Origin of the sequence: Herbaspirillum sp. SJZ107 (genome assembly GCF_006715485.1) — a bacterium.
In the GTDB taxonomy this organism is placed as follows: domain Bacteria; phylum Pseudomonadota; class Gammaproteobacteria; order Burkholderiales; family Burkholderiaceae_D; genus Telluria.
The window spans coordinates 1,122,454-1,142,603 of record NZ_VFNH01000001.1 but is presented as its reverse complement, the minus strand read 5'-3'; the positions used below and the strand labels follow the sequence as shown (position 1 = coordinate 1,142,603).

General features: G+C 67.9%; 21 protein-coding genes. 6 read left to right on the top strand and 15 right to left on the bottom strand.

All coding sequences use genetic code 11. The features are described 5' to 3' along the window. Nucleotides 1–5: 5 nt before the first annotated feature. Entirely contained in the window at nucleotides 6–353 is a 348-nt protein-coding gene (gene arsC / locus FBX97_RS05200) for an arsenate reductase (glutaredoxin) (protein WP_141829247.1), read from the bottom strand. Between the two features lie 182 nt (nucleotides 354–535). On the opposite strand from arsC, the gene FBX97_RS05195 reads away from it, so the two are divergent. Continuing rightward, on the top strand, nucleotides 536–1,165 hold the full coding sequence (locus FBX97_RS05195) for a 1-acyl-sn-glycerol-3-phosphate acyltransferase (RefSeq protein ID WP_141829244.1): 630 nt from the start codon (nucleotides 536–538) through the stop codon (nucleotides 1,163–1,165). 30 nt (nucleotides 1,166–1,195) lie between these two features. Here FBX97_RS05195 and FBX97_RS05190 read toward each other — a convergent pair whose 3' ends face one another. The 12 genes from FBX97_RS05190 to FBX97_RS05135 all read right to left on the bottom strand — a co-directional run bounded on the left by FBX97_RS05190 (nucleotide 1,196) and on the right by FBX97_RS05135 (nucleotide 11,137). Next, the gene (locus tag FBX97_RS05190) at nucleotides 1,196–1,753 is read right to left on the bottom strand and encodes a HupE/UreJ family protein (RefSeq protein WP_221631739.1); all 558 of its coding nucleotides are present in this window, start codon (nucleotides 1,751–1,753) and stop codon (nucleotides 1,196–1,198) included. 17 nt (nucleotides 1,754–1,770) lie between these two features. Beyond that, nucleotides 1,771–2,394: an urease accessory protein UreG gene (gene ureG / locus FBX97_RS05185; protein WP_255517302.1), complete on the bottom strand. Its 624-nt coding sequence runs from the start codon at nucleotides 2,392–2,394 to the stop codon at nucleotides 1,771–1,773. Between the two features lie 18 nt (nucleotides 2,395–2,412). Beyond that, the gene (locus FBX97_RS05180; protein ID WP_141829241.1) at nucleotides 2,413–3,078 is read right to left on the bottom strand and encodes an urease accessory protein UreF; all 666 of its coding nucleotides are present in this window, start codon (nucleotides 3,076–3,078) and stop codon (nucleotides 2,413–2,415) included. Beyond that, a complete protein-coding gene (ureE, locus tag FBX97_RS05175; RefSeq protein WP_141829239.1) occupies nucleotides 3,075–3,635 on the bottom strand; it encodes an urease accessory protein UreE in 561 nt (186 codons plus the stop codon). Before ureE ends, FBX97_RS05180 begins: the two co-directional genes overlap by 4 nt. A 25-nt stretch (nucleotides 3,636–3,660) precedes the next feature. After that, nucleotides 3,661–5,361, bottom strand: coding sequence for an urease subunit alpha (gene ureC / locus FBX97_RS05170; RefSeq protein WP_141829237.1), 1,701 nt, complete (start codon nucleotides 5,359–5,361; stop codon nucleotides 3,661–3,663). Then, the gene (locus FBX97_RS05165) at nucleotides 5,362–5,694 is read right to left on the bottom strand and encodes an urease subunit beta (protein WP_141829236.1); all 333 of its coding nucleotides are present in this window, start codon (nucleotides 5,692–5,694) and stop codon (nucleotides 5,362–5,364) included. Further along, on the bottom strand, nucleotides 5,691–6,200 hold the full coding sequence (locus tag FBX97_RS05160; protein ID WP_141829234.1) for a GNAT family N-acetyltransferase: 510 nt from the start codon (nucleotides 6,198–6,200) through the stop codon (nucleotides 5,691–5,693). The genes FBX97_RS05165 and FBX97_RS05160 overlap by 4 nt, the downstream gene beginning before the upstream one ends. Nucleotides 6,201–6,236: 36 nt before the next feature. Further along, entirely contained in the window at nucleotides 6,237–6,539 is a 303-nt protein-coding gene (locus tag FBX97_RS05155) for an urease subunit gamma (protein WP_141829232.1), read from the bottom strand. A gap of 13 nt (nucleotides 6,540–6,552) precedes the next feature. Continuing rightward, entirely contained in the window at nucleotides 6,553–7,419 is an 867-nt protein-coding gene (locus tag FBX97_RS05150) for an urease accessory protein UreD (RefSeq protein ID WP_141829230.1), read from the bottom strand. A 312-nt stretch (nucleotides 7,420–7,731) separates the two neighbouring features. Then, nucleotides 7,732–7,935, bottom strand: a complete 204-nt coding sequence (locus tag FBX97_RS05145; RefSeq protein ID WP_141829228.1) for a hypothetical protein — start codon at nucleotides 7,933–7,935, stop codon at nucleotides 7,732–7,734. Between the two features lie 59 nt (nucleotides 7,936–7,994). Continuing rightward, complete coding sequence (locus FBX97_RS05140; RefSeq protein ID WP_141829227.1) at nucleotides 7,995–9,647, bottom strand: SulP family inorganic anion transporter; 1,653 nt, start codon at nucleotides 9,645–9,647, stop codon at nucleotides 7,995–7,997. Nucleotides 9,648–9,649: 2 nt separating this feature from the next. Further along, nucleotides 9,650–11,137 (bottom strand): GGDEF domain-containing protein, encoded by a 1,488-nt coding sequence (locus FBX97_RS05135; protein WP_141829225.1) that lies wholly within the window; start codon nucleotides 11,135–11,137, stop codon nucleotides 9,650–9,652. A 158-nt stretch (nucleotides 11,138–11,295) separates the two neighbouring features. Here FBX97_RS05135 and FBX97_RS05130 point away from each other — a divergent pair, with 158 nt between their 5' ends. From FBX97_RS05130 to FBX97_RS05120, 3 genes are read left to right on the top strand one after another with little or no spacing between them, the layout of a single operon-like run. Beyond that, on the top strand, nucleotides 11,296–12,273 hold the full coding sequence (locus FBX97_RS05130; RefSeq protein ID WP_141829223.1) for an SDR family oxidoreductase: 978 nt from the start codon (nucleotides 11,296–11,298) through the stop codon (nucleotides 12,271–12,273). Between the two features lie 15 nt (nucleotides 12,274–12,288). Then, nucleotides 12,289–13,389 carry a Ku protein gene (locus FBX97_RS05125; RefSeq protein ID WP_141829221.1) on the top strand — a complete coding sequence of 367 codons (1,101 nt, stop codon included), beginning with the start codon at nucleotides 12,289–12,291 and terminating at the stop codon, nucleotides 13,387–13,389. 15 nt (nucleotides 13,390–13,404) lie between these two features. Next, a complete protein-coding gene (locus FBX97_RS05120) occupies nucleotides 13,405–13,635 on the top strand; it encodes a hypothetical protein (RefSeq protein ID WP_370457150.1) in 231 nt (76 codons plus the stop codon). A 79-nt stretch (nucleotides 13,636–13,714) separates the two neighbouring features. On the opposite strand, the gene ligD is transcribed toward FBX97_RS05120, so the two are convergent. Beyond that, the gene (gene ligD, locus FBX97_RS05115; protein WP_141829219.1) at nucleotides 13,715–16,411 is read right to left on the bottom strand and encodes a DNA ligase D; all 2,697 of its coding nucleotides are present in this window, start codon (nucleotides 16,409–16,411) and stop codon (nucleotides 13,715–13,717) included. Between the two features lie 145 nt (nucleotides 16,412–16,556). Beyond that, complete coding sequence (locus FBX97_RS05110; RefSeq protein WP_141829217.1) at nucleotides 16,557–18,215, bottom strand: M28 family metallopeptidase; 1,659 nt, start codon at nucleotides 18,213–18,215, stop codon at nucleotides 16,557–16,559. Between the two features lie 128 nt (nucleotides 18,216–18,343). On the opposite strand from FBX97_RS05110, the gene FBX97_RS05105 reads away from it, so the two are divergent. Further along, the gene (locus FBX97_RS05105; protein WP_141829215.1) at nucleotides 18,344–19,618 is read left to right on the top strand and encodes a M28 family metallopeptidase; all 1,275 of its coding nucleotides are present in this window, start codon (nucleotides 18,344–18,346) and stop codon (nucleotides 19,616–19,618) included. Between the two features lie 123 nt (nucleotides 19,619–19,741). Further along, nucleotides 19,742–20,092, top strand: a complete 351-nt coding sequence (locus FBX97_RS05100; protein ID WP_141829213.1) for a hypothetical protein — start codon at nucleotides 19,742–19,744, stop codon at nucleotides 20,090–20,092. The last annotated feature ends 58 nt before the right edge of the window (nucleotides 20,093–20,150 follow it).

The window sequence follows — 20,150 nt, the reverse complement described above, 5'->3', positions numbered from 1 at the left end:
GCGGCTTACAGGATCTCGTGCACCAGCTCGGCCGGGCGGCACAGACGCACGCCCTTCGGGGTGACCACGATCGGGCGGTTGATCAGGATCGGGTGGGCCACCATCGCGTCCAGCAGCGCGTCGTCGCCGGTCGCCGGATCGTCCAGCCCGAGTTCGGTGAACAGCGCTTCCTTGCTGCGCACCAGACCGCGCACCCCGGCGCCGCTGCGCGAAGCCAGCTCGGCCAGCTCGGCACGGGTCGGCGGCGTGGCCAGGTATTCGGTCACCTGCGGGTCGATGCCGGCATCGCGCAGCAGCGCCAGCGTGTTGCGCGAGGTGCCGCAGCGCGGGTTGTGGTAGATCCTGACGTCCATCTTTGCCATCCTTGTTGAAGAGGCAAGGATGATACCGGCAGCGCCGCGGGGCTTCCAGTTTTTTCTTGTCCCCGGAAATGTCCCGCTATAGAATGCGCGGTTTGCTTGCCGAACCGCAATATAAATGCCGAGGCTTGCAGCACGTGCAACTGAGAGGCCGCCCACGGCCCGACGGAGAGAACATGAATGACTACCTGATGCGCCCGTCGGCCCTGCCGACCTGGCGCCAGCGCACCGCCCTGCGGCTCTTGAACCTGATCGGCTGGCAATTCCACTTCAAGCCCCTGCCCGGCCCGCACGGCATCGCCGTGGTGTATCCGCACACTTCGAACATCGACTTTTTCGTCGGCCTGCTGGCCAAGTGGGCGGTCGGCCTGCAATTCCGCTGGCTGGCCAAGGATTCGCTGTTTCGCGGCCCGATGGGCGTCCTGATGCGCTACTGGGGCGGCGTCGCGGTCGACCGCAGCGCGCCGCAGGGCGCGATCAAGCGCCTGGCCCAGACCATGCACGCTTCAGAATGGTTCTGGCTGGCGGTCACGCCGGAAGGCACGCGCGGCTACCGCCCCTACTGGAAGAGCGGCTTCTACCGCATTGCGCTGGAAGCCGAGGTGCCGGTAGCGCTGATCGCCATCGACTACGGCAGGAAGATCATCGACGTTACCCGCACCATGTCCCTGAGCGGCGACGAGGCAGCCGACATGGCGGCCATCGCCGCCCGCTACGAAGGCGTGCGCGGCCGCATTCCAAAGGATATGGCGCCGATCCGCCTGGCGCCGAATCCGCCGGCCGGCGGCGCCGACAAGGCCTCCTGAATACCGGCCCGGATCATCCCGGGCGCGTTTTCAACCCACCTGTGCCAGCAGCACCGCGCCGGCCGCGCCGATGGCGGCGCCTGCAACCCGGCGCACGCGCGCGCTGGGCAACGCCCCCAGCGCCATGATCGCCGCGCTCGCCAGCAGGAAGCCGGCGCCGCTCGCCATCCCGGCCAGTTCGCGTCCGTGCGCCAGCCCGTGCAGGAAGCCGCAGCAGCCGACGGTCAGCACCGACAGCGTCGGCGGCACCCGCAGCGCGAACGCGGCCAGCACGCCGAACAGCAGCACGGTGGCGGCGATCGAGGTTTCCAGGGCCGACACGGCCGGCAGCACGCACGCCATCGAGGCCCCCAGCGCCATCAGCACCAGCAGCACCGGCGGCAGCACGAAACCGTGGCGCTGCTGGCGGCTCCACAGGCCGACGGCCAGCAGCGCCAGCAGGTGGTCGAACCCGGTCAGCGGGTGCAGCAGGCCTGCCGTGAAGCCGCTTTCCACGGCATGTCCCGGGTGCGCCAGTGCCGGCAGCGCGAGTGCCAGCCCCGCCATCCCGGCCAGCCCGGCCACCCCATATCGAACCATCTTGCGCATGTTTTCTCCCTTGTTGATTAGTGATCGAGCAGTCCCTGCTCGCGGATGAAGTCGACCACCGCCTGCACGCCCTCGCCGGTGCGCAGGTTGGTGAACACGAAGGGCCGCGCGCCGCGCTGGCGGCGCGCATCGCTGGCCATGACGTCCAGGTCGGCGCCCACGTGCGGCGCCAGGTCGGTCTTGTTGATGATCAGGAGGTCGGAGCGGGTGATGCCCGGCCCGCCCTTGCGCGGGATCTTCTCGCCGCCGGCGACATCGATCACGTACAGCGTGAGGTCGGACAGCTCGGGACTGAAGGTGGCGGCCAGGTTGTCGCCGCCGGATTCCACCAGCACCAGCTCGAGCGCCGGGAAATCGGCCTGCAGGCGCGCGATCGCTTCCAGGTTGATCGAGGCATCCTCGCGGATCGCGGTGTGCGGGCAGCCGCCGGTTTCGACGCCCATCAGGCGCTCGGGGGGCAGCGCGTTGGCGCGCAGCAGGATCTCCATGTCTTCGCGCGTGTAGATGTCGTTGGTGATGACGGCCATGTCGTAGTCGTTGCGCATGGCCTGGCACAGGCGTTCGCAGAGCGCGGTCTTGCCGGAGCCGACCGGGCCGCCGATGCCGACCCGTAAGGTGGAAAGTGCGGGATTCGATGTCATATCAGCTTTCATAAAAAATCAGGATCGGTACAGGCGGCCATGCTGCACCTCGTGCCGCATCGACAGCATGGACAGGCCCGGCGACCAGTTCGACAGCGCCTCGTCCGGCAGCGTGCGCGCGGTGACGGCCGCCTGCTCCAGGTCGGCACGCAGCGACAGCAGCAGGCGCTGCCCTGCCACCTGCCCCAGCGGCACCGACTTGACGCACACCAGCACCTGGTTCTCGAGCCAGGAAAACAGCATGGCCAGCAAGGCTTCCTCGTGCGGGATGTCGAGCGCGTCGACGGCGCAGGCAAAGGCGGCCGGCAGCGACACCTCATCGCCCAATACACCGACATCTGCCACGCCCAGCTCCGCGATCAGGCGCGTCAGCGAGTAGCCCATCTGGACCGTCTCGGCGCGCAGTTCGGCGGTGTCGCGCGAGGCCAGGAAGCATTCGCTCCACAGCGCCACGGCGGCACTGTCGCGCGCCTCGAAGGCTTTCAGCAGGCGCCACAGCAGCGGGCCGTCCCACTGCGCCATCACTTCTCCTAGGTACCGCACCATCCAGCCGCGCGCCGACGCAGCGTCGTGCACCAGGCCCTGCTCGAGGGCGGCCTCCAGCCCCTGCGAATAGCTGTAGCCGCCGATCGGCAGCGCCGGGCTGGCAAACTGCAGCAGGTGCAGCAGGCTGGCGGCGTTCATGCCGGTTCGGCCGGGGTGGTGGCAGCCGGCGCGGTCAGGTCGGATGGCCGGTGGATGCGCTGGCGCACCGGCACCGGCGCCAGCAGGCCGCCGCGATGGCCATCGTCGTCATGGTGGTGGCCGTGGCCGCCGCCATACGCGCCCGCCTCCGGCTCGAACTTGGCCACTTCTTCGGCGACCTCGGCGCCCAGGCCCTCGAGCATCTCCTTCAGCACCGGGTCGACGCGGATGCGCAGCCAGCCGGGGCCGACCTCGGTCCGGGTGTGGCGGTTCCCCAGGTGGAAGGCGCAGCGCGCCAGCTGGGTCGCATCGCGGCAGCGCACCAGGTAGGTCGGCTCGGGCGCCGCCACGACGCGTACCACGCGCGCCGCCGGGCCGCCTTCGCCGGTCAGCAGCTCGCCGTCGCGCAGCACCGTGCCGCGCACCAGGAACAGCGCCACCTCCTCGCCCGACGCCAGGCGCGCACGCTGGCGGCAGCGTTCGCGCCCGTCGTAGGGCAGCACCAGCTCGTCGTGGACGGTGTCGGCGGTGGCGATTTTGGTATGCAGGGACAGCATGGTGAATCCTTCAGAATGAACGCATCTAGAACAAGAAATACCGCTGCGCCAGCGGCAGCACGCTGGCCGCTTCGCACACCAGCAGCTGGCCGTCGGCGCGCACTTCGTAGGTTTCCGGGTCCACCTGCATGTGCGGGGTGGCGCCGTTGTGGATCATGTCGGCCTTGCGCAGGCCGCGCGTGCCGCGGATCGGGATCAGGGTCTTGGCCAGGCCGAGCTGCTGCCCGATGTTGGCGTAGTAGGCCGCCTGCGACACGAAAGTGAACGATTTCTTCAATCCGCCGCCGAAGCTGCCGAACATCGGCCGGTAATGCACCGGCTGCGGCGTCGGGATCGAGGCATTCGGGTCGCCCATCAGGCTCGACGCGATCATGCCGCCCTTCAGCACCATCGACGGCTTGGCGCCGAAGAAGGCCGGGCGCCACAGCACCAGGTCGGCGATCTTGCCGGCTTCGATCGAACCCACCGCATGCGCGATGCCGTGGGTGAGGGCCGGGTTGATCGTGTACTTGGCCACGTAGCGCTTGACGCGGAAATTGTCGTTGCGGCTGGAATCCTCGGGCAGCGGACCGCGCTGCGCCTTCATCTTGTGCGCGGTCTGCCAGGTGCGCAGGATGGTCTCGCCGACGCGGCCCATGGCCTGCGAATCGGACGACATCATCGAGATCGCGCCGAGGTCGTGCAGGATGTCCTCGGCGGCGATGGTCTCGCGCCGGATGCGCGATTCGGCAAAGGCCACGTCCTCGGCGATCGCCGGATCGAGGTGGTGGCAGACCATCAGCATATCGAGGTGCTCGTCCAGCGTATTCACCGTAAACGGGCGCGTCGGGTTGGTCGACGAGGGCAGCACGTTGGCCTGCCCCACCGCGGCGATGATGTCGGGCGCGTGGCCGCCGCCCGCGCCTTCGGTGTGGAAGGTGTGGATGGTACGGTCCTTGAACGCCGCCAGCGTGGATTCCAGGAAGCCGGCCTCGTTCAGCGTGTCCGAGTGCAGCGCCACCTGCACGTCCATGCGCTCGGCCACCGCCAGGCAGTTGTCGATCGCGGCCGGGGTGCTGCCCCAGTCCTCGTGCAGCTTGAGGCCGATGGCGCCGGCCGCGATCTGCTCCTCGATCGGGCCCGGACGGCTGACGTTGCCCTTGCCGAGGAAGCCGAGGTTCATCGGGAAGGCGTCGGCCGCCATCAGCATCGAGTGGATGTGCCAGGCGCCAGGCGTGCAGGTGGTGGCCGCGGTGCCGACCGCAGGCCCGGTGCCGCCGCCCAGCATGGTGGTGATGCCGGAGGTGAGCGCCTCCTCGATCTGCTGCGGGCAGATGAAGTGGATGTGGCTGTCGATGCCGCCGGCGGTGACGATCATGCCTTCGCCGGCGATGATCTCGGTGGCGGCGCCGATCGGCAGCGTCACGCCCGGCTGGATGTCGGGGTTGCCGGCCTTGCCGACGCCGAAGATCAGGCCGTCCTTGATGCCGATGTCGGCCTTGACGATACCCCAGTGGTCGACGATGACGGCATTCGTGACGACGGTGTCCATGACGCCGTCGCGGGTCAGCTGCGACTGGCCCATGCCGTCGCGGATGACTTTGCCGCCGCCGAATTTCACTTCCTCGCCGTAGGTCGCGTAGTCGCGCTCGATCTCGATGACGAGGCCGGTGTCGGCGAGGCGGATGCGGTCGCCCGTGGTCGGGCCGTACATGTCGGCGTAAGCCTGGCGCGTGATCGTGGCCATTCAGTCTCCCCCTTTGCTGGAATCCGGCGCCAGCGCGCCCATCACGCGGCCCTGGAAGCCGACCACGGTGCGCGCCCCGTCCAGGTCGACCAGCTCCACCGTGCGGCGCTGGCCGGGCTCGAAGCGCACCGCGGTGCCGGCGGCGATGTTCAGGCGCATGCCGAGGGCAGCGCCGCGCTCGAACTGCAGCGCATCGTTGACCTCGTGAAAATGGTAATGCGAGCCGACCTGCACAGGGCGGTCGCCGGCATTCGCCACCACCATGGTGACGGTGCGGCGGCCGCCGTTGATCTCGATCTCGCCGTCTTCCAGAAGGTATTCGCCCGGGATCATGCGAGCTCCGGCATGCGCAGCGATTTGTAATAGATCGCGGTCGGACCGTCGTCGTCCGCCAGCGCATCGACGCGGGTGTAGCCGAGGCCGTGGTACAGCACTTCGGCGGCGGAGCCGGGTTCGGTGTCGAGGAACAGCAGCGTACGGCCCAGGGCGCGCGTCTCGGCTTCGGCGGCGCGCAGCAGCACGCTGCCGATCCCGCGCCGACGCGCGCGGCTGTGCACCATCATCGTCTGCAGCTCGGCACCGTCGCAGCCGTGCGGGCGCCGGTACAGCTCGAGCTGGACGATGCCCGCCAGCCTGCCTTCGTGCAGCGCCGCCAGCAGCATGCGCGTGCCGTCCTGCAGGCCGGCCTGCACGCCGCGCCAGTACTGGTCGGCGGCGCCCGCCGTCAGGCCGGTCGGAAAACCCATCGAGGCGCCGTGTGCCAGCGCGTCCAGCAACAGGTCGACCAGTTGCGGACGCACGGCGTCCAGGGCCGGGGCGGTCAGTAGCTCGATTTTCATGGTCTCACCTCCTTGCAGCTTGGGTTGCGGGTTAGTTCAGGGAATCGGGTTGTGGACGGTCACCAGCTTGCTGCCGTCCGGGAAAGTGGCTTCGACCTGGATGTCGGGGATCATCTCGGGCACCCCTTCCATCACGTCGGCGCGCGCCAGCACCCGGGTGCCGTCGCTCATCAGCTCGGCCACGCTGCGGCCGTCGCGCGCGCCTTCCATGATTGCCGCCGTGATCAGGGCCACGGCTTCCGGGTAGTTCAGTTTCAGCCCGCGCGCGCGGCGGCGTTCGGCCAGCAGCGCGGCGGTGAAGATCAGCAGCTTGTCTTTTTCGCGTGGGGTCAGGTCCATGCCGGGTTCCTCTTCATGTGTTCCAGATGCGCGGGACGCGTGCCGGCGTCTCCAGCAGATGCGGGCGCAGGGTCTGCCAGACGCGCAGCAGGCAGGCGCGCGCGGCTTCGCTGTCGTCGCCCAGGTGGCGCGCCACGAACACGTTCTTCACCTGGCTCAGGCCGAGCGTCGGGTCGGCCTCGCGCAAGGCGTGCAACAGCGCCGCCGGCAGCTGCTTGCCGACCGCGATCAGGGTCGCGCAGACGCTGTGGCCGGCCAGGCCGAGCGGGCTGCGCATGACGTCGCCGGCCGCCAGGCCGGGGCCAACCGACCCCTGCTCCCACCAGACCAGGCGGCCGCCCTGGCGGATGCGGGTGTGCTGGCGCACCTGGCCGCTGCGGAAGGTTTCGCCGGCGGCGCGGCGGCCGAAGCACAGGATCTCGCTACCGATGTAGTGCGCATCCGCGGCCAGCTCGACCTCGTGCTCGAGCACCACGTCGGCGTCGTCGTAGAAAATGGTTTCCTGGGGCAGCCACTCGAGCGCGGCGCCAGGGCCGACGCGCACGCGCACACGTTGGCGCGAAGCCTGTTCCAGGTGTTTGCCGTTGGCGCGGTACCACTTGGCGGCGCCGGGCGAGGTGGCCAGCACCCGGGTCGCGGCGCCGAGGTCCAGGTCGAGTTCCAGACGGTCGCCGCCGACCACGCCGCCGGGCGGATGCACCACGATCACGTGGCAGGTGCGCGCGCCTTCGGGATACAGCGCCTTCTGGACGCGCAGCGGCCCGCGGTGCTCGCGCCCGGTCAGGCGGGTGGTGCCGGCATCATCCTCGAAGCGCAGGCTGAGGCTGGCTTGCCAGGGTGGCGCGGTGGTGGACGGTTCGGAACGTGTACAGTCAGGCATGCTTCTGCTTCAGCACGAAGCATGCCAGCCAAATAAAGTGTGGAATCGGTGCGGAATCGACGTGCCGGCGAGGTTGGCACACGCGTTGTGCACCAACAACGCGGAATATGCACCGTGTTGGTGCGTTTAGATCAAGCTTGGCTGAACATCAAGATGGCGCAGTGAATGCGGCGCCGCGTCGCCTGCCCTGGTGGCACGGGGCAAAGACACGGACTCAGAGGCGAATCCACGGACACCGGCAGCTTTATGAAGTGCCGGCAACCGGATCGAATGATATGGAAACCGGACCGCAGCGGGTCCGGCTGTAGACGCTCAGCGGCGCCCGCGCACGCCACGCACCGGACGGGCGGCCACGCGCGCCTGGCGCATCGCACGCAGCTTGTCCATGGCACGCTTGCCGGCCACGATTTCGCAACCCATGCCGAGGAACAGCGCGAACTGCGCCGGCGTGGTCATGCCGATGATATACAGGCCGATGGCGGCAACGATAAAGAAGAGCGTGCTTGCGCGTGGCATGGTTCCACCTTTGAAGAAGTCGTTGGAACCATCCTGCCACAGCCGGCGCGGCCTTGCAATCAGCTACCGTCCCGTGCGAGCGCATCCCAGGCATTCGCGGTGCTCAGGAACAGCCGGCCGCTGAGCGCCTGCAGCAGCGCCGAGCCGCGCAGCCGGTCCAGCACCGGTCCCTTGACCTCGGCCAGGTGCAGCATCACGCCGCGGTTCGCCAGCGTGCCGTTCAATTCCAGCAGGCCGAACAGGGCCGAGGTGTCGATCGCGTTCACGGCCGACAGCACCAGCACCAGGTGGCGCGCCTGCGGATGGGCTTCCAGCTCGTCCTCGACCCGGGCATTCACCGCTTCCAGGTTGCCGAAGAACAGGCCGGCGTCGACGCGCAGCAGCAGCAGGCGCGGTTCGGTCTCGCCCGGATAACGCTCGACGTTGCGGAAATGCTCGGTGCCGGCGATGCGGCCCAGCACCGCGATGTGCGGCCGGCTTTCGCGCCAGATCATCGCCCCCAGCGACAGCACCAGGCCCAGCACCACGCCCGATTCGACGCCGAGCAGCAGCACCCCGGCGCCGGTCGCGACCAGTGCCAGCGCGTCGGCGCGGTCGTAGTGCCAGGCGGTGCGCAGCGTGCCCAGGTCGAGCATGCCGAGCACGGCGACGATGATGGTGGCGGCCAGCACCGGCAGCGGCAGCGGCGCCAGCCAGCCGGTCGGCAGCACCAGCGCGCCGGCCAGCAGCAGCGCGCTGATCACCCCGGCCAGCTGGGTGCGCGCACCGGCGGCAAAATTCACGGCCGAACGCGACAGGCTGCCGGTGACCGGGAAGCCGCCCGACAGCGCGCTGCCGACGTTGGCCAGGCCGATGCCGACCAGTTCGCGGTTGGTGTGCAGCTTTTCATGGCGTTGATCGACACGCTTGAGAGCCAGCGCCTGGGCGCCGGACATCCCGATCAGGAAGTTCATGAAGCCGATCAAGAGCGCCGGCTTGCCCAGCGCCTGCCAGTAGCCGTCCGCCAGCGGCAGCGCCGGCTGCGGCAGGCCGGACGGCACCGCGCCGATCACGCGCACTCCGCGCTGGTCGAGGTGCAGCAGCGTCACCAGCAGGATCGCGGCCAGCACCAGCAGCATCGGCGCCAGGCGCGCGCCGATGTCGGCCGCCCCCGGGGTCAGGCCGAGCCGGCGCAGCAGCCCGGCACCGTAACGGCGCGCCAGCAGCAAGAAGGCGATGGCGCCGGCGCCGAGCAGCACGCTCGGCCCGTGCGGCGCCAGCGGCGCGCCGCCCAGCAGCGTATCGAGCTGGCCGAGCGCGATCGCGATCGAGGAGCCGAGCGTGAAACCGCTCATCACCGGCCGCGAAAAAAAATTCGCCAGGAAGCCGACGCGCAGCAGGCCGCAGGCCAGCAGCACCGCGCCGGACAGCAGGGCCAGCTGGCCGGCCAGCATCCCGTACAGCGCGCTGCCGGGCGCCGCCAGCGGACCGAGGGCCGACGCCGTCATCAGCGCGATGATCGCCATCGGCCCGACCGACTGCGCGCCGCTGGTGCCGAACAGCGCGTACAGCAGCGGCGGCGCGATGCTGGCATACAGGCCGGCCACCGGGGGCAGCCCGGCCACCAGCGCGTAGGCCATGCCCTGCGGGATCATCATCATGGCGACGATGATGCCGGCGCCGATGTCGCCGGCCAGGTCGGCGCGCCGGTAATGTTTCAACCAATCCAGCATGCTTATTGCATCGCGAGTTCGACGCAGTTCCTGCCGGCCCGCTTGGCGCGCGCCAGCGCCGCATTCACGCGCTGCACCAGGGAGTCGGCGCTCTCCTGCTCGCCCAGCTGGGCCACGCCCAGGCTGACGGTGACGTGGTCGGCGCCGGGAATGGCGGCCTGGGCGATTGCCACCCGCACCTTCTCGGCCATCTTGAGGGCGTCGATGGCGCTGGTGTGCGGCGCCAGGATCTGGAACTCCTCGCCGCCCGAGCGCACCAGCACGTCGCTGCCCCGCAGCACCGCCTGCGCCGCCTCGCACACGCTGCGCAGCACCACGTCGCCGACCGGGTCGCCGTAGCGCTCGTTGATGGCCTTGAAGCGGTCGATGTCGAAAGCGACCAGCGCCAGCGGCACGCGGTAGCGGCGCGCGCGCCGGATTTCCTTTTCCAGCAGTTCTTCGCCGTGGCGGCGGTTGGCGACGCCGGTCAGCGCATCCATGGTCGAGACATAGGTCACGCGCGCCAGCAACTGTTCGTTTTCGAGCGCCATCTCGGCCAGGCGCAGGCCGAGCGCAGCCTGGGCGGCGACGTCCTGCAGCGCCGCGAATTCCTCGGGCGCCAGCGCATGCGAACGCTCCCACAGCAGCGACAATGCGCCGCGCGGCGCCCCCGGGCCATCGGCCGGGATCGCGATGCCGAGCGCCATCGCCACGCCGTGCGTGCGCAGCAGCGCAGCCAGGTCCGGCTCGCCGGCCTGGTCGAGGGTGTCGAGCAGCACCAGCTCGCCGGTGGCGGCGGCCAGCAGGCCCGGGAACGCGTGGCGCAGCGGCGTCTGCAGCAGGCGGTCGGGACGGCCCAGCAGCGTCTGCAGCGCCAGCGCCGGGGCGCCGCCCTCACCGCCCTCGCTGCCGGCCTGGGCTTCGAGCTGCAGGTCGCCGTCCGGCTTGCGGTGGAACAGCGCCGCGTGGCGCACGCCCGGCCAGCCGGCCAGCGCCCGGCACAGGCCTTCGGCCAGTCCCTGGATGTCGTCGGCCGCGCGCAGCGCCGCCTGCACCCGCGTGTGCAGCGCCAGCAGCGCGCGCAGGCGCTCTGCGTCGGCCGTGCCGGCGGATTGCGGCGCAGGAGCGGCCAGCGCCTGCGCCACGGCGGCCTGCAGCGCAGCGGCGTCGACCGGGGTGACGGCATAGGCGACCGGACCGAAGGCAGCCAGCGCCGGCACCCAGCGCGCGGTGGCGTAAGGACACAGCAGCAGCGTCGGCGCCCCGCCGCGGCGCGCCACCAGGTCGCCGAGCGCCGCCAGGTCGATGGCGGGTTCGAAGCGATCGAGGTCGATCACCAGCAGGTCGGGCTGGCCGGCGGCGATGCGCTCCATGGCGCGCTCGGCGCCGTCGGCCAGCTGCAGGTCGTCGAACAGCCCGCCGCAGGCGTTGCCGAACTCCGTACGCCGCTGCGCCACCGGACTCAGATAGATCCCGCTCTTTCCCCCATCCCGCCCCTCTGCCGTCGACATCTTTACTCCCGGTTCCGATTCCATGAAGGTGACAAGTTTGCCATAAGGCACCCGCCATATTACACGCTGGCGCCAATTCCCCCCATGTGTGTGGAAGCGCACGGTAGGCGCCGGCCAGACGAGTGAATACTGAATAAATCACGAACAAGGAGGGCAACATGGCCATTCAGGACGACGCAGCGAACAAGCAGAAGGCAATCCAGAACCGCCAGGATCAGGCGGACGGCAGCAAGCAGAAGAGCGAATCCGGCGGCAGCGAGCAGAAAGCGGCCCAGACCGGCGTACAGCAGCCGGCCGGCGACTTCCCGGCCCAGCACCTGGCCAAGCCGGGCCTGGAAGCGCAGATGGAACTGAAACCGAAATTCATGGCCGAGGGCTACAAGGGCAGCGGCAAGCTGGCCGGCCAGGTGGCGATCGTCACCGGCGGCGACTCCGGCATCGGCCGCGCCGTGGCGATCCTGTTCGCGCGCGAAGGCGCCGACGTCGCCATCCTGTACCTGAACGAGCACGAAGATGCGGCCGAGACCCAGCGCTACATCGAGGCCGAAGGCCAGCAGTGCGTGACGGTCGCCGGCGACGTCAAGGACATGGAATTCTGCCAGCAGGCGGTCGACCAGATCGTAGCCCGGTTCGGCCGCCTCGACGTGCTGGTGAACAACGCGGCCTTCCAGGAGCACGCCGACTCGCTGCTCGACCTGACCGAAGACCGCTTCGACGAAACCATGAAGACCAATATCTACGGTTACTTCCACATGGCCAAGGCCTGCCTGCCCTACATGAAGCGCGGCGCCGCCATCGTCAACACCGGTTCCGTCACCGGCCTGAAAGGCTCGAAGAAACTGCTGGATTACTCGACCACCAAGGGCGCGATCCACGCCTTCACGATGTCGCTGGCGGCCAACCTGCTGGAACAGGGCATCCGCGTCAACGCCGTCGCCCCGGGCCCGGTCTGGACCCCGCTGAACCCGGCCGACCAGTCGCCGGAAGACATCGCCAAGTTCGGCCAGGCCACCACCTTCGGCCGTCCGGCCCAGCCGGAAGAGCTGTCGCCGGCCTACGTCTACCTGGCGTCGAGCGTATGTTCGGGCTACGTGACCGGCGTGGTGCTGCCGATCACCGGTTCGGTGGGCGAATAAGGAAGGAGAAGCACGATGGCGAGGAGTATGTGGAAAGGTGCGATCAGCTTCGGGCTGGTCCACATCCCGGTCGAGATGTACCCGGCGGTCAGCGACAACGGTCTTGACCTCAACATGCTCGACCGGCGCGACTTCGCGCCGATCGGCTTCAAGCGCTACAACAAGAACACCGGCAAGGAAGTCTCCTGGGACGACATCATCAAGGGCTACGAGTACAGCGACGGCGAATATGTCGTGCTGTCGGACGAAGACCTGCGCCGCGCCAACCCGGAGGCGACCCAGACCATCGACATCCTCGCCTTCGTGAATGCCGACCAGGTGCCGCTGCTGTACTACGAACAGCCCTACTACCTGGCCCCCGGCAAGGGCGGCGACAAGGTCTACGCGCTCCTGCGCGAGACCCTGCGCGAGGTCGGCAAGATCGGCATCGCCAACGTCGTCATCCGTGTCAAGCAGCACCTGGCGGCACTGGTGTGCGTGGGCGACACCATCGTCCTGAACACGCTGCGCTATCCGGACGAGATCCGCCCCACCGACGAGCTGAAGATCCCCGACGAGGATTCCAAGGCGGCCCAGGTGACGGAAAAGGAACTGCAGATGGCCAAGGCGCTCGTCGAAGGCATGAGCGAGAAGTGGAAGCCGCAGCAGTACCACGACACCTACCGCGAAGACATCATGGCGCTGATCAAGAAGAAGATCGCCGCCAACCAGACCAAGACCATCACCGAGCCGGAACCGGAAGAAGACAAGCCGGCCAAGAGCAACGTCATCGACCTGGTCGCGCTGCTGCAGGCCAGCCTCGGCAAGAAGCCGGCCAAGGCCGCGGCCGACGAGGATGACGACGACGACGATCCGCCGCCGCGCAAGTCGCGCAAGCCGTCCGACGACGATGACGACGACGCCGGCGATGCCCCGCCGCCGCGGGCACGTAAAGCGCCCGCGCGCAGCACGGCCCATGCCACCGCGGCCAAGCGCACAGCAGCAACTAAAAGCGCGACCAAGGCGGCCGCCAAGCCGGCAGCGAAACCTGCCGCAAAGCGTGCCACCGCCGCCAAGTCGGCTGCAGCGAAACCGGCTGCGGAAAAGGCGCCGGCCCGGCGCAGGAAGGCGGCCTGAGTGGATTGGGACAGCTTGCTCGATTTTCTGCAGTGGCCAGCGATGGTGATCACGCTGTGCGCCGCCTTCCTGGTCGGCGCCCGGCGCGCCAACCGGCGCATCCTCGGGTTCTATACCTTCATCCTGAGCAACGCCTTGTGGATCGTGTGGGGCGTGCATGACGGCGCCTGGGCGCTGATTGCGCTGCAGGCCGGTCTGCTGGCGATGAACGTGCGCGGGATTTTCAGGAACGAGAACGCGGCTTGAGTGCCTGACGCGTCCTGGATACGTCGTTTCGGGCAATGCCCGGAACGACGTTGTTTTATCCGAGCGCCTGTTCGAGCGCTTACTTGTTGGGCGCCTTGAAGCCCAGCGTCTTCATCGCCTTGGTCAAGGTGGTCGCACTCGTCTCGTAATCCGCCCACGGCGCATTCCCCACCGCCAGCCGCGACTCGACCGTCTTCACGGTCCAGTGCGCCCCCGATGTCAGCTCGGGCAGCTCTTCCCAGCGCACCGGCACCGAAATGCCGAGCCCCGGCCGCACGCGCGCCGACCAGGCCGACACCGTGGTCGCACCGCGGCCGTTGCGCAGGTAGTCGATGAAGATGCGGCCGACGCGGTTCTTGGCGCCGCTCTTGCCGGCAAAGCGGTCCGGCAGCGTCCTGGTCAGGTGGTTCACGATCGCGTGCGCGAAATCCTTCACCGTGTCCCAGTCCAGCTTGGGCTTGATCGGCACCACCACGTGCAGGCCCTTGCCACCGCTGGTCTTCAGGAAGGGATTCAGGCCCAGCTCCTGCAGGAAGGCGCGCACCACCTGGGTGCCTTCCTGCACCTGCGCCCACTCGACGCCTTCGCCCGGATCGAGGTCGAAGACGATGCGGTCCGGCGTGTCGTAATGGTCTGCGGTGGCGTTCTGGCTGTGGATCTCGACCACGTTCCACTGCGCGCTCGAGAGCAGGCCTTCGAGCGTGGCGATTTGGGTCATGCTCGGATGTTCGGGGTCGAGCTTCTGGTCCATCTGGACCACGCCCGGCATCTTGCGTGTGTCGGTCACGTGCTTCTGGAAGAACAGCTCGCCGCCCACGCCTTCCGGCGCGCGCACCAGCGAGACCGGGCGCCCTTCCAGATGTTCCATCATCAGCCGGCCGACCAGCGCGTAGTAGCGCACCAGGTCCAGCTTGGTGGTGCCGCTGTCGGCGTCCATCACGCGCTCGCCGTGGGTGACCTTGAAGGTCGTCGGCAATCCCTCGGGCAGTGCCGGCGCCGGCGCCGCATTGGACGGCTTGGCGCGGCTCGCCTTTTTCGGCTTGGATTCCGCGTCGGGTGCGGCCTCGGGTGCGGCCTGGTCCGCCGACTGCTTCGTTGCGCTCATGGATTCTGCCTCCTGTACATGCTTGGCCTGCTCGCGCACCACGCTGCGCGCCGGCTTGTCCTTGCGCAGCCCCTGGAATACCGGATGGCGGATCGCATCGGCGGCGGTCCACTCGGAAAAGCTCACTTCGGCCACCAGTTCCGGCTTGACCCAGTGGCTCTTGCGGCCGGGTACCGCGCGCGGCGGGAAGGGATTCTCGTCGGTGCCGATCGCTTCCAGCACTTCGCGCAGGTGGCGCAGCGAGGCGCCATTGAAGCCGCTGCCGACGTGGCCGGCGTAGCGCAGCGTGCCGCTCTCGTCGTAGTAACCCAGCAGCAGCGAGCCGATGCCGGTGCGCGAACCTTTCGGGTCGGTGTAGCCGCCGATCACGAATTCCTGGCGCATCCCGCATTTCAGCTTGATCCATTCCGGCGAGCGGCGCGTGACGTAGCGCGAATCGCGGCGCTTGCCGATCACGCCCTCCAGTCCGACCTGGCAAGCGGCGACCACCAGCTGGGCCGGGTCGTCGCCGAATTCGGCGGAAAAGCGCACCATCTCGGAGGGCTTCCTGGCCAGCGCTTCTTCGAGCAGCGGCCGCCGCTCGTCCAGCCGCACGTTGCGGATGTCGTGGCCCTTGAAGTAGGGCGCGTCGAAAACGAAGTAAATGATTTGCGCCTTGTTGCTGCCGTCGAAGGCCAGCTGCAGCAGGTTGAAATTCGGCTTGCCGTTCTCGTCGTGGACCACGATCTCGCCGTCGTACCAGCCGTCCGGCAGCTTCATCCGCGCGATTTCCTTCTGCAGCGGCTTGAGTTTGTCGGTCCAGTCGTTGCCGTTGCGGGTGATCAGGCGGATGTCCTTGCCCTCGATACGGGTCAGCATGCGGTAGCCGTCGAACTTGATCTCGTAGATCCACTCCGCGGGTTCGGTCGGCGGCCCGTCGACCAGGGTGGCCAGCTCGGGGCTCAGGGTTTCGGGCAGATCGGCTTTCACGGCGCCGTCGGGCAGCGCGCCCTTTTTCGATGCCGCGGTCTTCGCACCGGTCTTCGGTTTGGCGCCTTTGGCGGGCTGGGCGCCCTCTTCTTCAGCTTTCAGCCCGGCGACCTTGGCGCGCGCCGCGGCCTGTTCGCCGGGACCGGCCGGCATCGGCAAGTCCTTGACGCTGTCCGGGAATTCGTCGATCACCGAGAATTCGCTGGCCGGGCGCGCATACTCGTCGTTTTCCTTGATCAGCAGCCAGGGTTCCTGCTTGTCGTCGCCCCGACCTTTCATGCGGACCAATACCCAGCGTCCGCGCATCTTGTGGCCGTGGATCTCGAACTTGACCTCGCCCTTGGCGAAGCCCTGGCGCGGGTCGCCGATCGGCTCCCAGGTGCCCTTGTCCCAGATGATCACCTTGCCGGCGCCGTACTGGTGCGGCGGGATCGTGCCTTCGAAGTCGGAATACGAGATCGGGTGGTCCTCGACATGGACCGCCATGCGCTTGTCGTGGGTGTCGTAGCTGGGGCCCTTGGGGACGGCCCAGCTCTTCATGGTGCCGTCGAGTTCGAGGCGGAAGTCGTAGTGCAGGCGCGTGGCCCAGTGCTTCTGGATCACGAAGGTCAGCGCGCCGGTGCTGGCTTCGCCGCCTTCTGCGGGTTCGGAGGTGATCGTGAAATCGCGTTTCGATTTGTACAGCTTGAGTGCGTCGGGCATGGCATCACCTGGTCAGGCTCATGATGACCGAGTGTACGGCGCGGGCGCGGGCGGGACTGTACGGCAGTTAACCGTGGCTGCGCATGCACGCCGCCCCTGCGAAGGCAGGGGCGGCGGTTCGGGCTAACGGTGCAAGGAAAAGGAGTTACTTGCGCTCCCCCGCACTCGCATCGCGCGCCGCCCGGAACTCGGACGCCTTGCCCCAGTTCGGCCAGCCCTTCGATTCCGCCAGGTCGCGCCCCAGCGAGTACAGCATCTCGAGGTCGCGCTGCATGCCGTCGAAGGTCCATTCCGCCTGCCACTCGTCGGACGGCTGGTGGTAATTGTTGGCCACGTATTTCTCTCCCGCCGCCTTGCCGGCTGCGCGCCCGCCCTGGACCCAGGTCTCGCCCGAACCGAAGGAAATCGCCGGCACGCCGCGCTTGGCGAACGGGAAGTGGTCGGAGCGGAAGAAGTGGCCGGCTTCCGGTGTCGGGTCCGGGGCGTAGCTCACTTTATAGGTCTTGGCCTTGGCGATCAGCTGATCCAGCAGGTCGACCTTGGCGTTGCCCGAGATCGTGAAGTCGCGCGTCGGGCCGTAGGGGCTGAGTGCGTCCATGTTGATCACGCCGACGGTCTTCGCCAGCGGATAGACCGGGTTCGAGGCATAGTATTCGGAACCGAGCAGGCCTTTTTCTTCCGCGGTCACGGCCAGGAACACCACGCTGCGCTTGGGCGCAGGCGCGGTGCCGTAGACGCGCGCCAGTTCCAGCAGCGCGGCGATGCCGGTGGCGTTGTCGACCGCGCCGTTGTAGATCTTGTCGCCTTTCGCGTCCGGCAGGCCGATGCCGAGGTGGTCCCAGTGGCCACTGTAGATCACGTACTCGCCCGGGCGCTCGCTGCCCTCGCGCAGCGCCACCACATTCTTCGAGGTGATCACCTGGGCGTCGACGCCATACTTGCCGGACAGGGTGACGCCCTTCAGCTCGACCGGCTTGAAGGCGCGGCCCTCGGCCTGCTTTTTCAGCTTGTCGAAATCGAGGCCGGCGCGCGTGAACAGCGTCCTGGCCAGATCGCGCTGGATCCAGGCCTCCACGGGCGCGTGCGCCTGGGTCGGATCCTTGCGCACGATGTCGTACATGACGTTGGTGTTCGAATTCTTGACCGTGTTCCAGCCGTAGGAGGCCGGCGCGGTCTCGTGCACGATCAGCGTGCCGAGCGCACCGCGCTTGGCCAGTTCTTCGTACTTGTAGGTCCAGCGGCCGTAATAAGTCATGGCCTTGCCGCCGAAGTCGCCCTTGCCGGTTTCGAAGTCGGGGTCGTTGATCAGCACCACCGCCAGCTTGCCCTTCAGGTCGACGCCCTTGAAGTCGTCCCACTTGCGCTCCGGCGCGGACACGCCGTAGCCGACGAACACCAGCGGCGCATCCTTGAACTCGACGCCCTTGGCGCCGTTCATGGCGGCGCGTACGGCGATTTCCTCGCCCTGAGTCAGGTTCTGCACCCCCTTGCCGTCGCTGAAGCTGAGCGTTACCGGCCCCTTGATCTCGAAGCGGCCGAGCGGCACGTCCTGGGTCCAGCCGCGCTTGCCGTCCTTGAGGTCGCCGCCGGGTTTCAGGCCGGCCTGGATGAACTGTTCCGTAATGTAGGCAACGGTCTTGGTTTCGCCCGCGCTGTTCGGGGCGCGGCCCTCGTATTCGTCCGAGGACAGTACCTTGACGTCATGCGACAGGTGGCTGGCTTCGATGCCCACCGGCGCTGCGCTGACGGAGGCGGCGCCGGCAAAGGCGGCAAGGACCAGCAGGGCAAGCTTTGTTTTTCTCACGGCGATCTCTTCGGTAAAAAATATTTCACCTGAGTATGGTTAAAAATATTTCTGCTGTCAAATAGTCAACGTGCATGAAAACTCCTCTATATTGAGAGGGCCTGCCCATCACTCCGACAAGAGGTTTTGTGAAATCCATCCGCCCCGCCCTCGCCTTCGCGCTTCCCCTCACGCTCGCCTTCACACTGGCCCCCGCGTTTGCCCAGGACGCGGCATCCGCCGGCGACCCGGTCGCCAGCCTGGTCGGCCAGCTCGACCTGCAGCGCTACAAGGCCACGATCAAGGAACTGACCCGCTTCGGCGACCGCCAGCAAGGCACCGAGCGCAACCGCAAGGCGATCGACTGGATCGAAGCCCAGCTGAAATCCTACGGCTGCGCCACCGAGCGCATCCACTACGAATACAAACCGCTGCCGCGGTCCCGTCCCGCGCCCACCGGCGGCGGCCGCGCCGGCCCGTCCGGCCAGGGCGGCAGCACCCTGTTCGGCACGCGCGGCCCGATCGGCGTCAACACCGATCCCCAGCTGCAGCCCGACGCCCGCCTGCGGGCGCTCAACGCCGAGCAGCCGGACCCCAAGGGCGGGCCGCGCGAAGAGGTTTACTGCACCAAGGTCGGCACCAGCCGTCCCGACGAGATGTACATCGTCGCCGCCCACATGGATGGCCTCGGCTTCGGCGAAGGCGCCAACGACGACGGTTCCGGCACGGCACTGGTGATGGAGCTGGCGCGCATCCTGAACGCGCCCGGCGTGAGTACCGAACGCACGATCCGCTTTGCGCTGTGGAACAACGAGGAAACAGGCCTGAACGGCGCGGCCGCCTACGTCGAGCAGCGCAAGGGCCTGCAGGGCATCGAATCGCCAAAGGGTTCGGGGCGCTATCCGGAACCGCGCTGGCTGGGCATGATCCAGCACGACATGATGATGTTCGACCACGGCATGCCGCTGCCGAAGCTGGACGCGGCCGGCAAGCCGGTACTCGACGCCAAGGGCCAGCCGCTGGCGGTGCCGGCAGCGGCGCAGCGGCGCGAAGCCGACGTCAACATCGAGTTCCAGGCGACGGCGAAGCAGGCCGAAGCCGCGCAAAAGCTGGCCTGGCACTTCCGCGCGGCCAACGAAAAATACGCGTCGCACTATCCGGCCGCGGTCGGTCAGCACATGACGAATACCGATTCGACGCCGTTCATGGACCTGGTGCCCTCGATTTCGCTGCGCGAGAACGAGCGCGGCATGCAGATCGGCGCCGGCTGGAATCCGCACTGGCACCAGCCGACCGACCTGTTCGCGAACTACACCGACGAGGACTTCCTGCTCGGGCTGAACGCGGCGCAGACGACGCTGGCGGCGGTGGCGCAGCTGGTCGGTGCAAAGATAGAGACAAAGGCGGGCGCGGCGGCGAAATGATTTTCAGGCGGCCAGTTGTAAGCGTATGTAATCGTGTCAACCGGCCCTGAAGCGGCGGCGTTTCTTGACCAGCAGCACGGGAATCGTCCCATTACTTCAACAATACCTGAAGGATACATCGCCATGAGCAAGATCGTCGCTACCCTGATCGCAGGCCTGTTCGCTACCTCGGCCTTTGCCGCCCAGTCGACCGCCACCGCGCCGACGACGACGCAAGCAGCCAAAGCGGACGTCAAGGCCGACAAGGATGTCGCCAAGGCCGAAGCCAAGGAAGCCAAGAAGGCCGCCAAAGCCGATGCCAAGGTAGAGAAGAAAGCCGCCGAAGCCAATGCCGACGTCGCCGCTGAAAAAGCCGACGCCGCCAAGACCAAGGCCAAAGCCCACAAGAAGGCCGAAAAGGCCAAAGCCGACGCTGCGGCCGACAAGACCGCAGCGCACGCAGACCAGAAAGCCGACATGGCAGCAAGCAAATAAGCCCAGCGGCTCAAGCCCCTCCATCTTCGAAAAGACAGGGTTCGCCCTGTCTTTTTTT

Excerpts from the sequence above, each read along its gene's own strand:
- arsC (WP_141829247.1), bottom strand. The coding sequence starts at position 353 with ATGGACGTCAGGATCTACCACAACCCGCGCTGCGGCACCTCGCGCAAC.
- FBX97_RS05195 (WP_141829244.1), top strand. The coding sequence starts at position 536 with ATGAATGACTACCTGATGCGCCCGTCGGCCCTGCCGACCTGGCGCCAG.
- FBX97_RS05190 (WP_221631739.1), bottom strand. The coding sequence starts at position 1,753 with ATGCGCAAGATGGTTCGATATGGGGTGGCCGGGCTGGCCGGGATGGCG.
- ureG (WP_255517302.1), bottom strand. The coding sequence starts at position 2,394 with ATGACATCGAATCCCGCACTTTCCACCTTACGGGTCGGCATCGGCGGC.
- FBX97_RS05180 (WP_141829241.1), bottom strand. The coding sequence starts at position 3,078 with ATGAACGCCGCCAGCCTGCTGCACCTGCTGCAGTTTGCCAGCCCGGCG.
- ureE (WP_141829239.1), bottom strand. The coding sequence starts at position 3,635 with ATGCTGTCCCTGCATACCAAAATCGCCACCGCCGACACCGTCCACGAC.
- ureC (WP_141829237.1), bottom strand. The coding sequence starts at position 5,361 with ATGGCCACGATCACGCGCCAGGCTTACGCCGACATGTACGGCCCGACC.
- FBX97_RS05165 (WP_141829236.1), bottom strand. The coding sequence starts at position 5,694 with ATGATCCCGGGCGAATACCTTCTGGAAGACGGCGAGATCGAGATCAAC.
- FBX97_RS05160 (WP_141829234.1), bottom strand. The coding sequence starts at position 6,200 with ATGAAAATCGAGCTACTGACCGCCCCGGCCCTGGACGCCGTGCGTCCG.
- FBX97_RS05155 (WP_141829232.1), bottom strand. The coding sequence starts at position 6,539 with ATGGACCTGACCCCACGCGAAAAAGACAAGCTGCTGATCTTCACCGCC.
- FBX97_RS05150 (WP_141829230.1), bottom strand. The coding sequence starts at position 7,419 with ATGCCTGACTGTACACGTTCCGAACCGTCCACCACCGCGCCACCCTGG.
- FBX97_RS05145 (WP_141829228.1), bottom strand. The coding sequence starts at position 7,935 with ATGCCACGCGCAAGCACGCTCTTCTTTATCGTTGCCGCCATCGGCCTG.
- FBX97_RS05140 (WP_141829227.1), bottom strand. The coding sequence starts at position 9,647 with ATGCTGGATTGGTTGAAACATTACCGGCGCGCCGACCTGGCCGGCGAC.
- FBX97_RS05135 (WP_141829225.1), bottom strand. The coding sequence starts at position 11,137 with ATGTCGACGGCAGAGGGGCGGGATGGGGGAAAGAGCGGGATCTATCTG.
- FBX97_RS05130 (WP_141829223.1), top strand. The coding sequence starts at position 11,296 with ATGGCCATTCAGGACGACGCAGCGAACAAGCAGAAGGCAATCCAGAAC.
- FBX97_RS05125 (WP_141829221.1), top strand. The coding sequence starts at position 12,289 with ATGGCGAGGAGTATGTGGAAAGGTGCGATCAGCTTCGGGCTGGTCCAC.
- ligD (WP_141829219.1), bottom strand. The coding sequence starts at position 16,411 with ATGCCCGACGCACTCAAGCTGTACAAATCGAAACGCGATTTCACGATC.
- FBX97_RS05100 (WP_141829213.1), top strand. The coding sequence starts at position 19,742 with ATGAGCAAGATCGTCGCTACCCTGATCGCAGGCCTGTTCGCTACCTCG.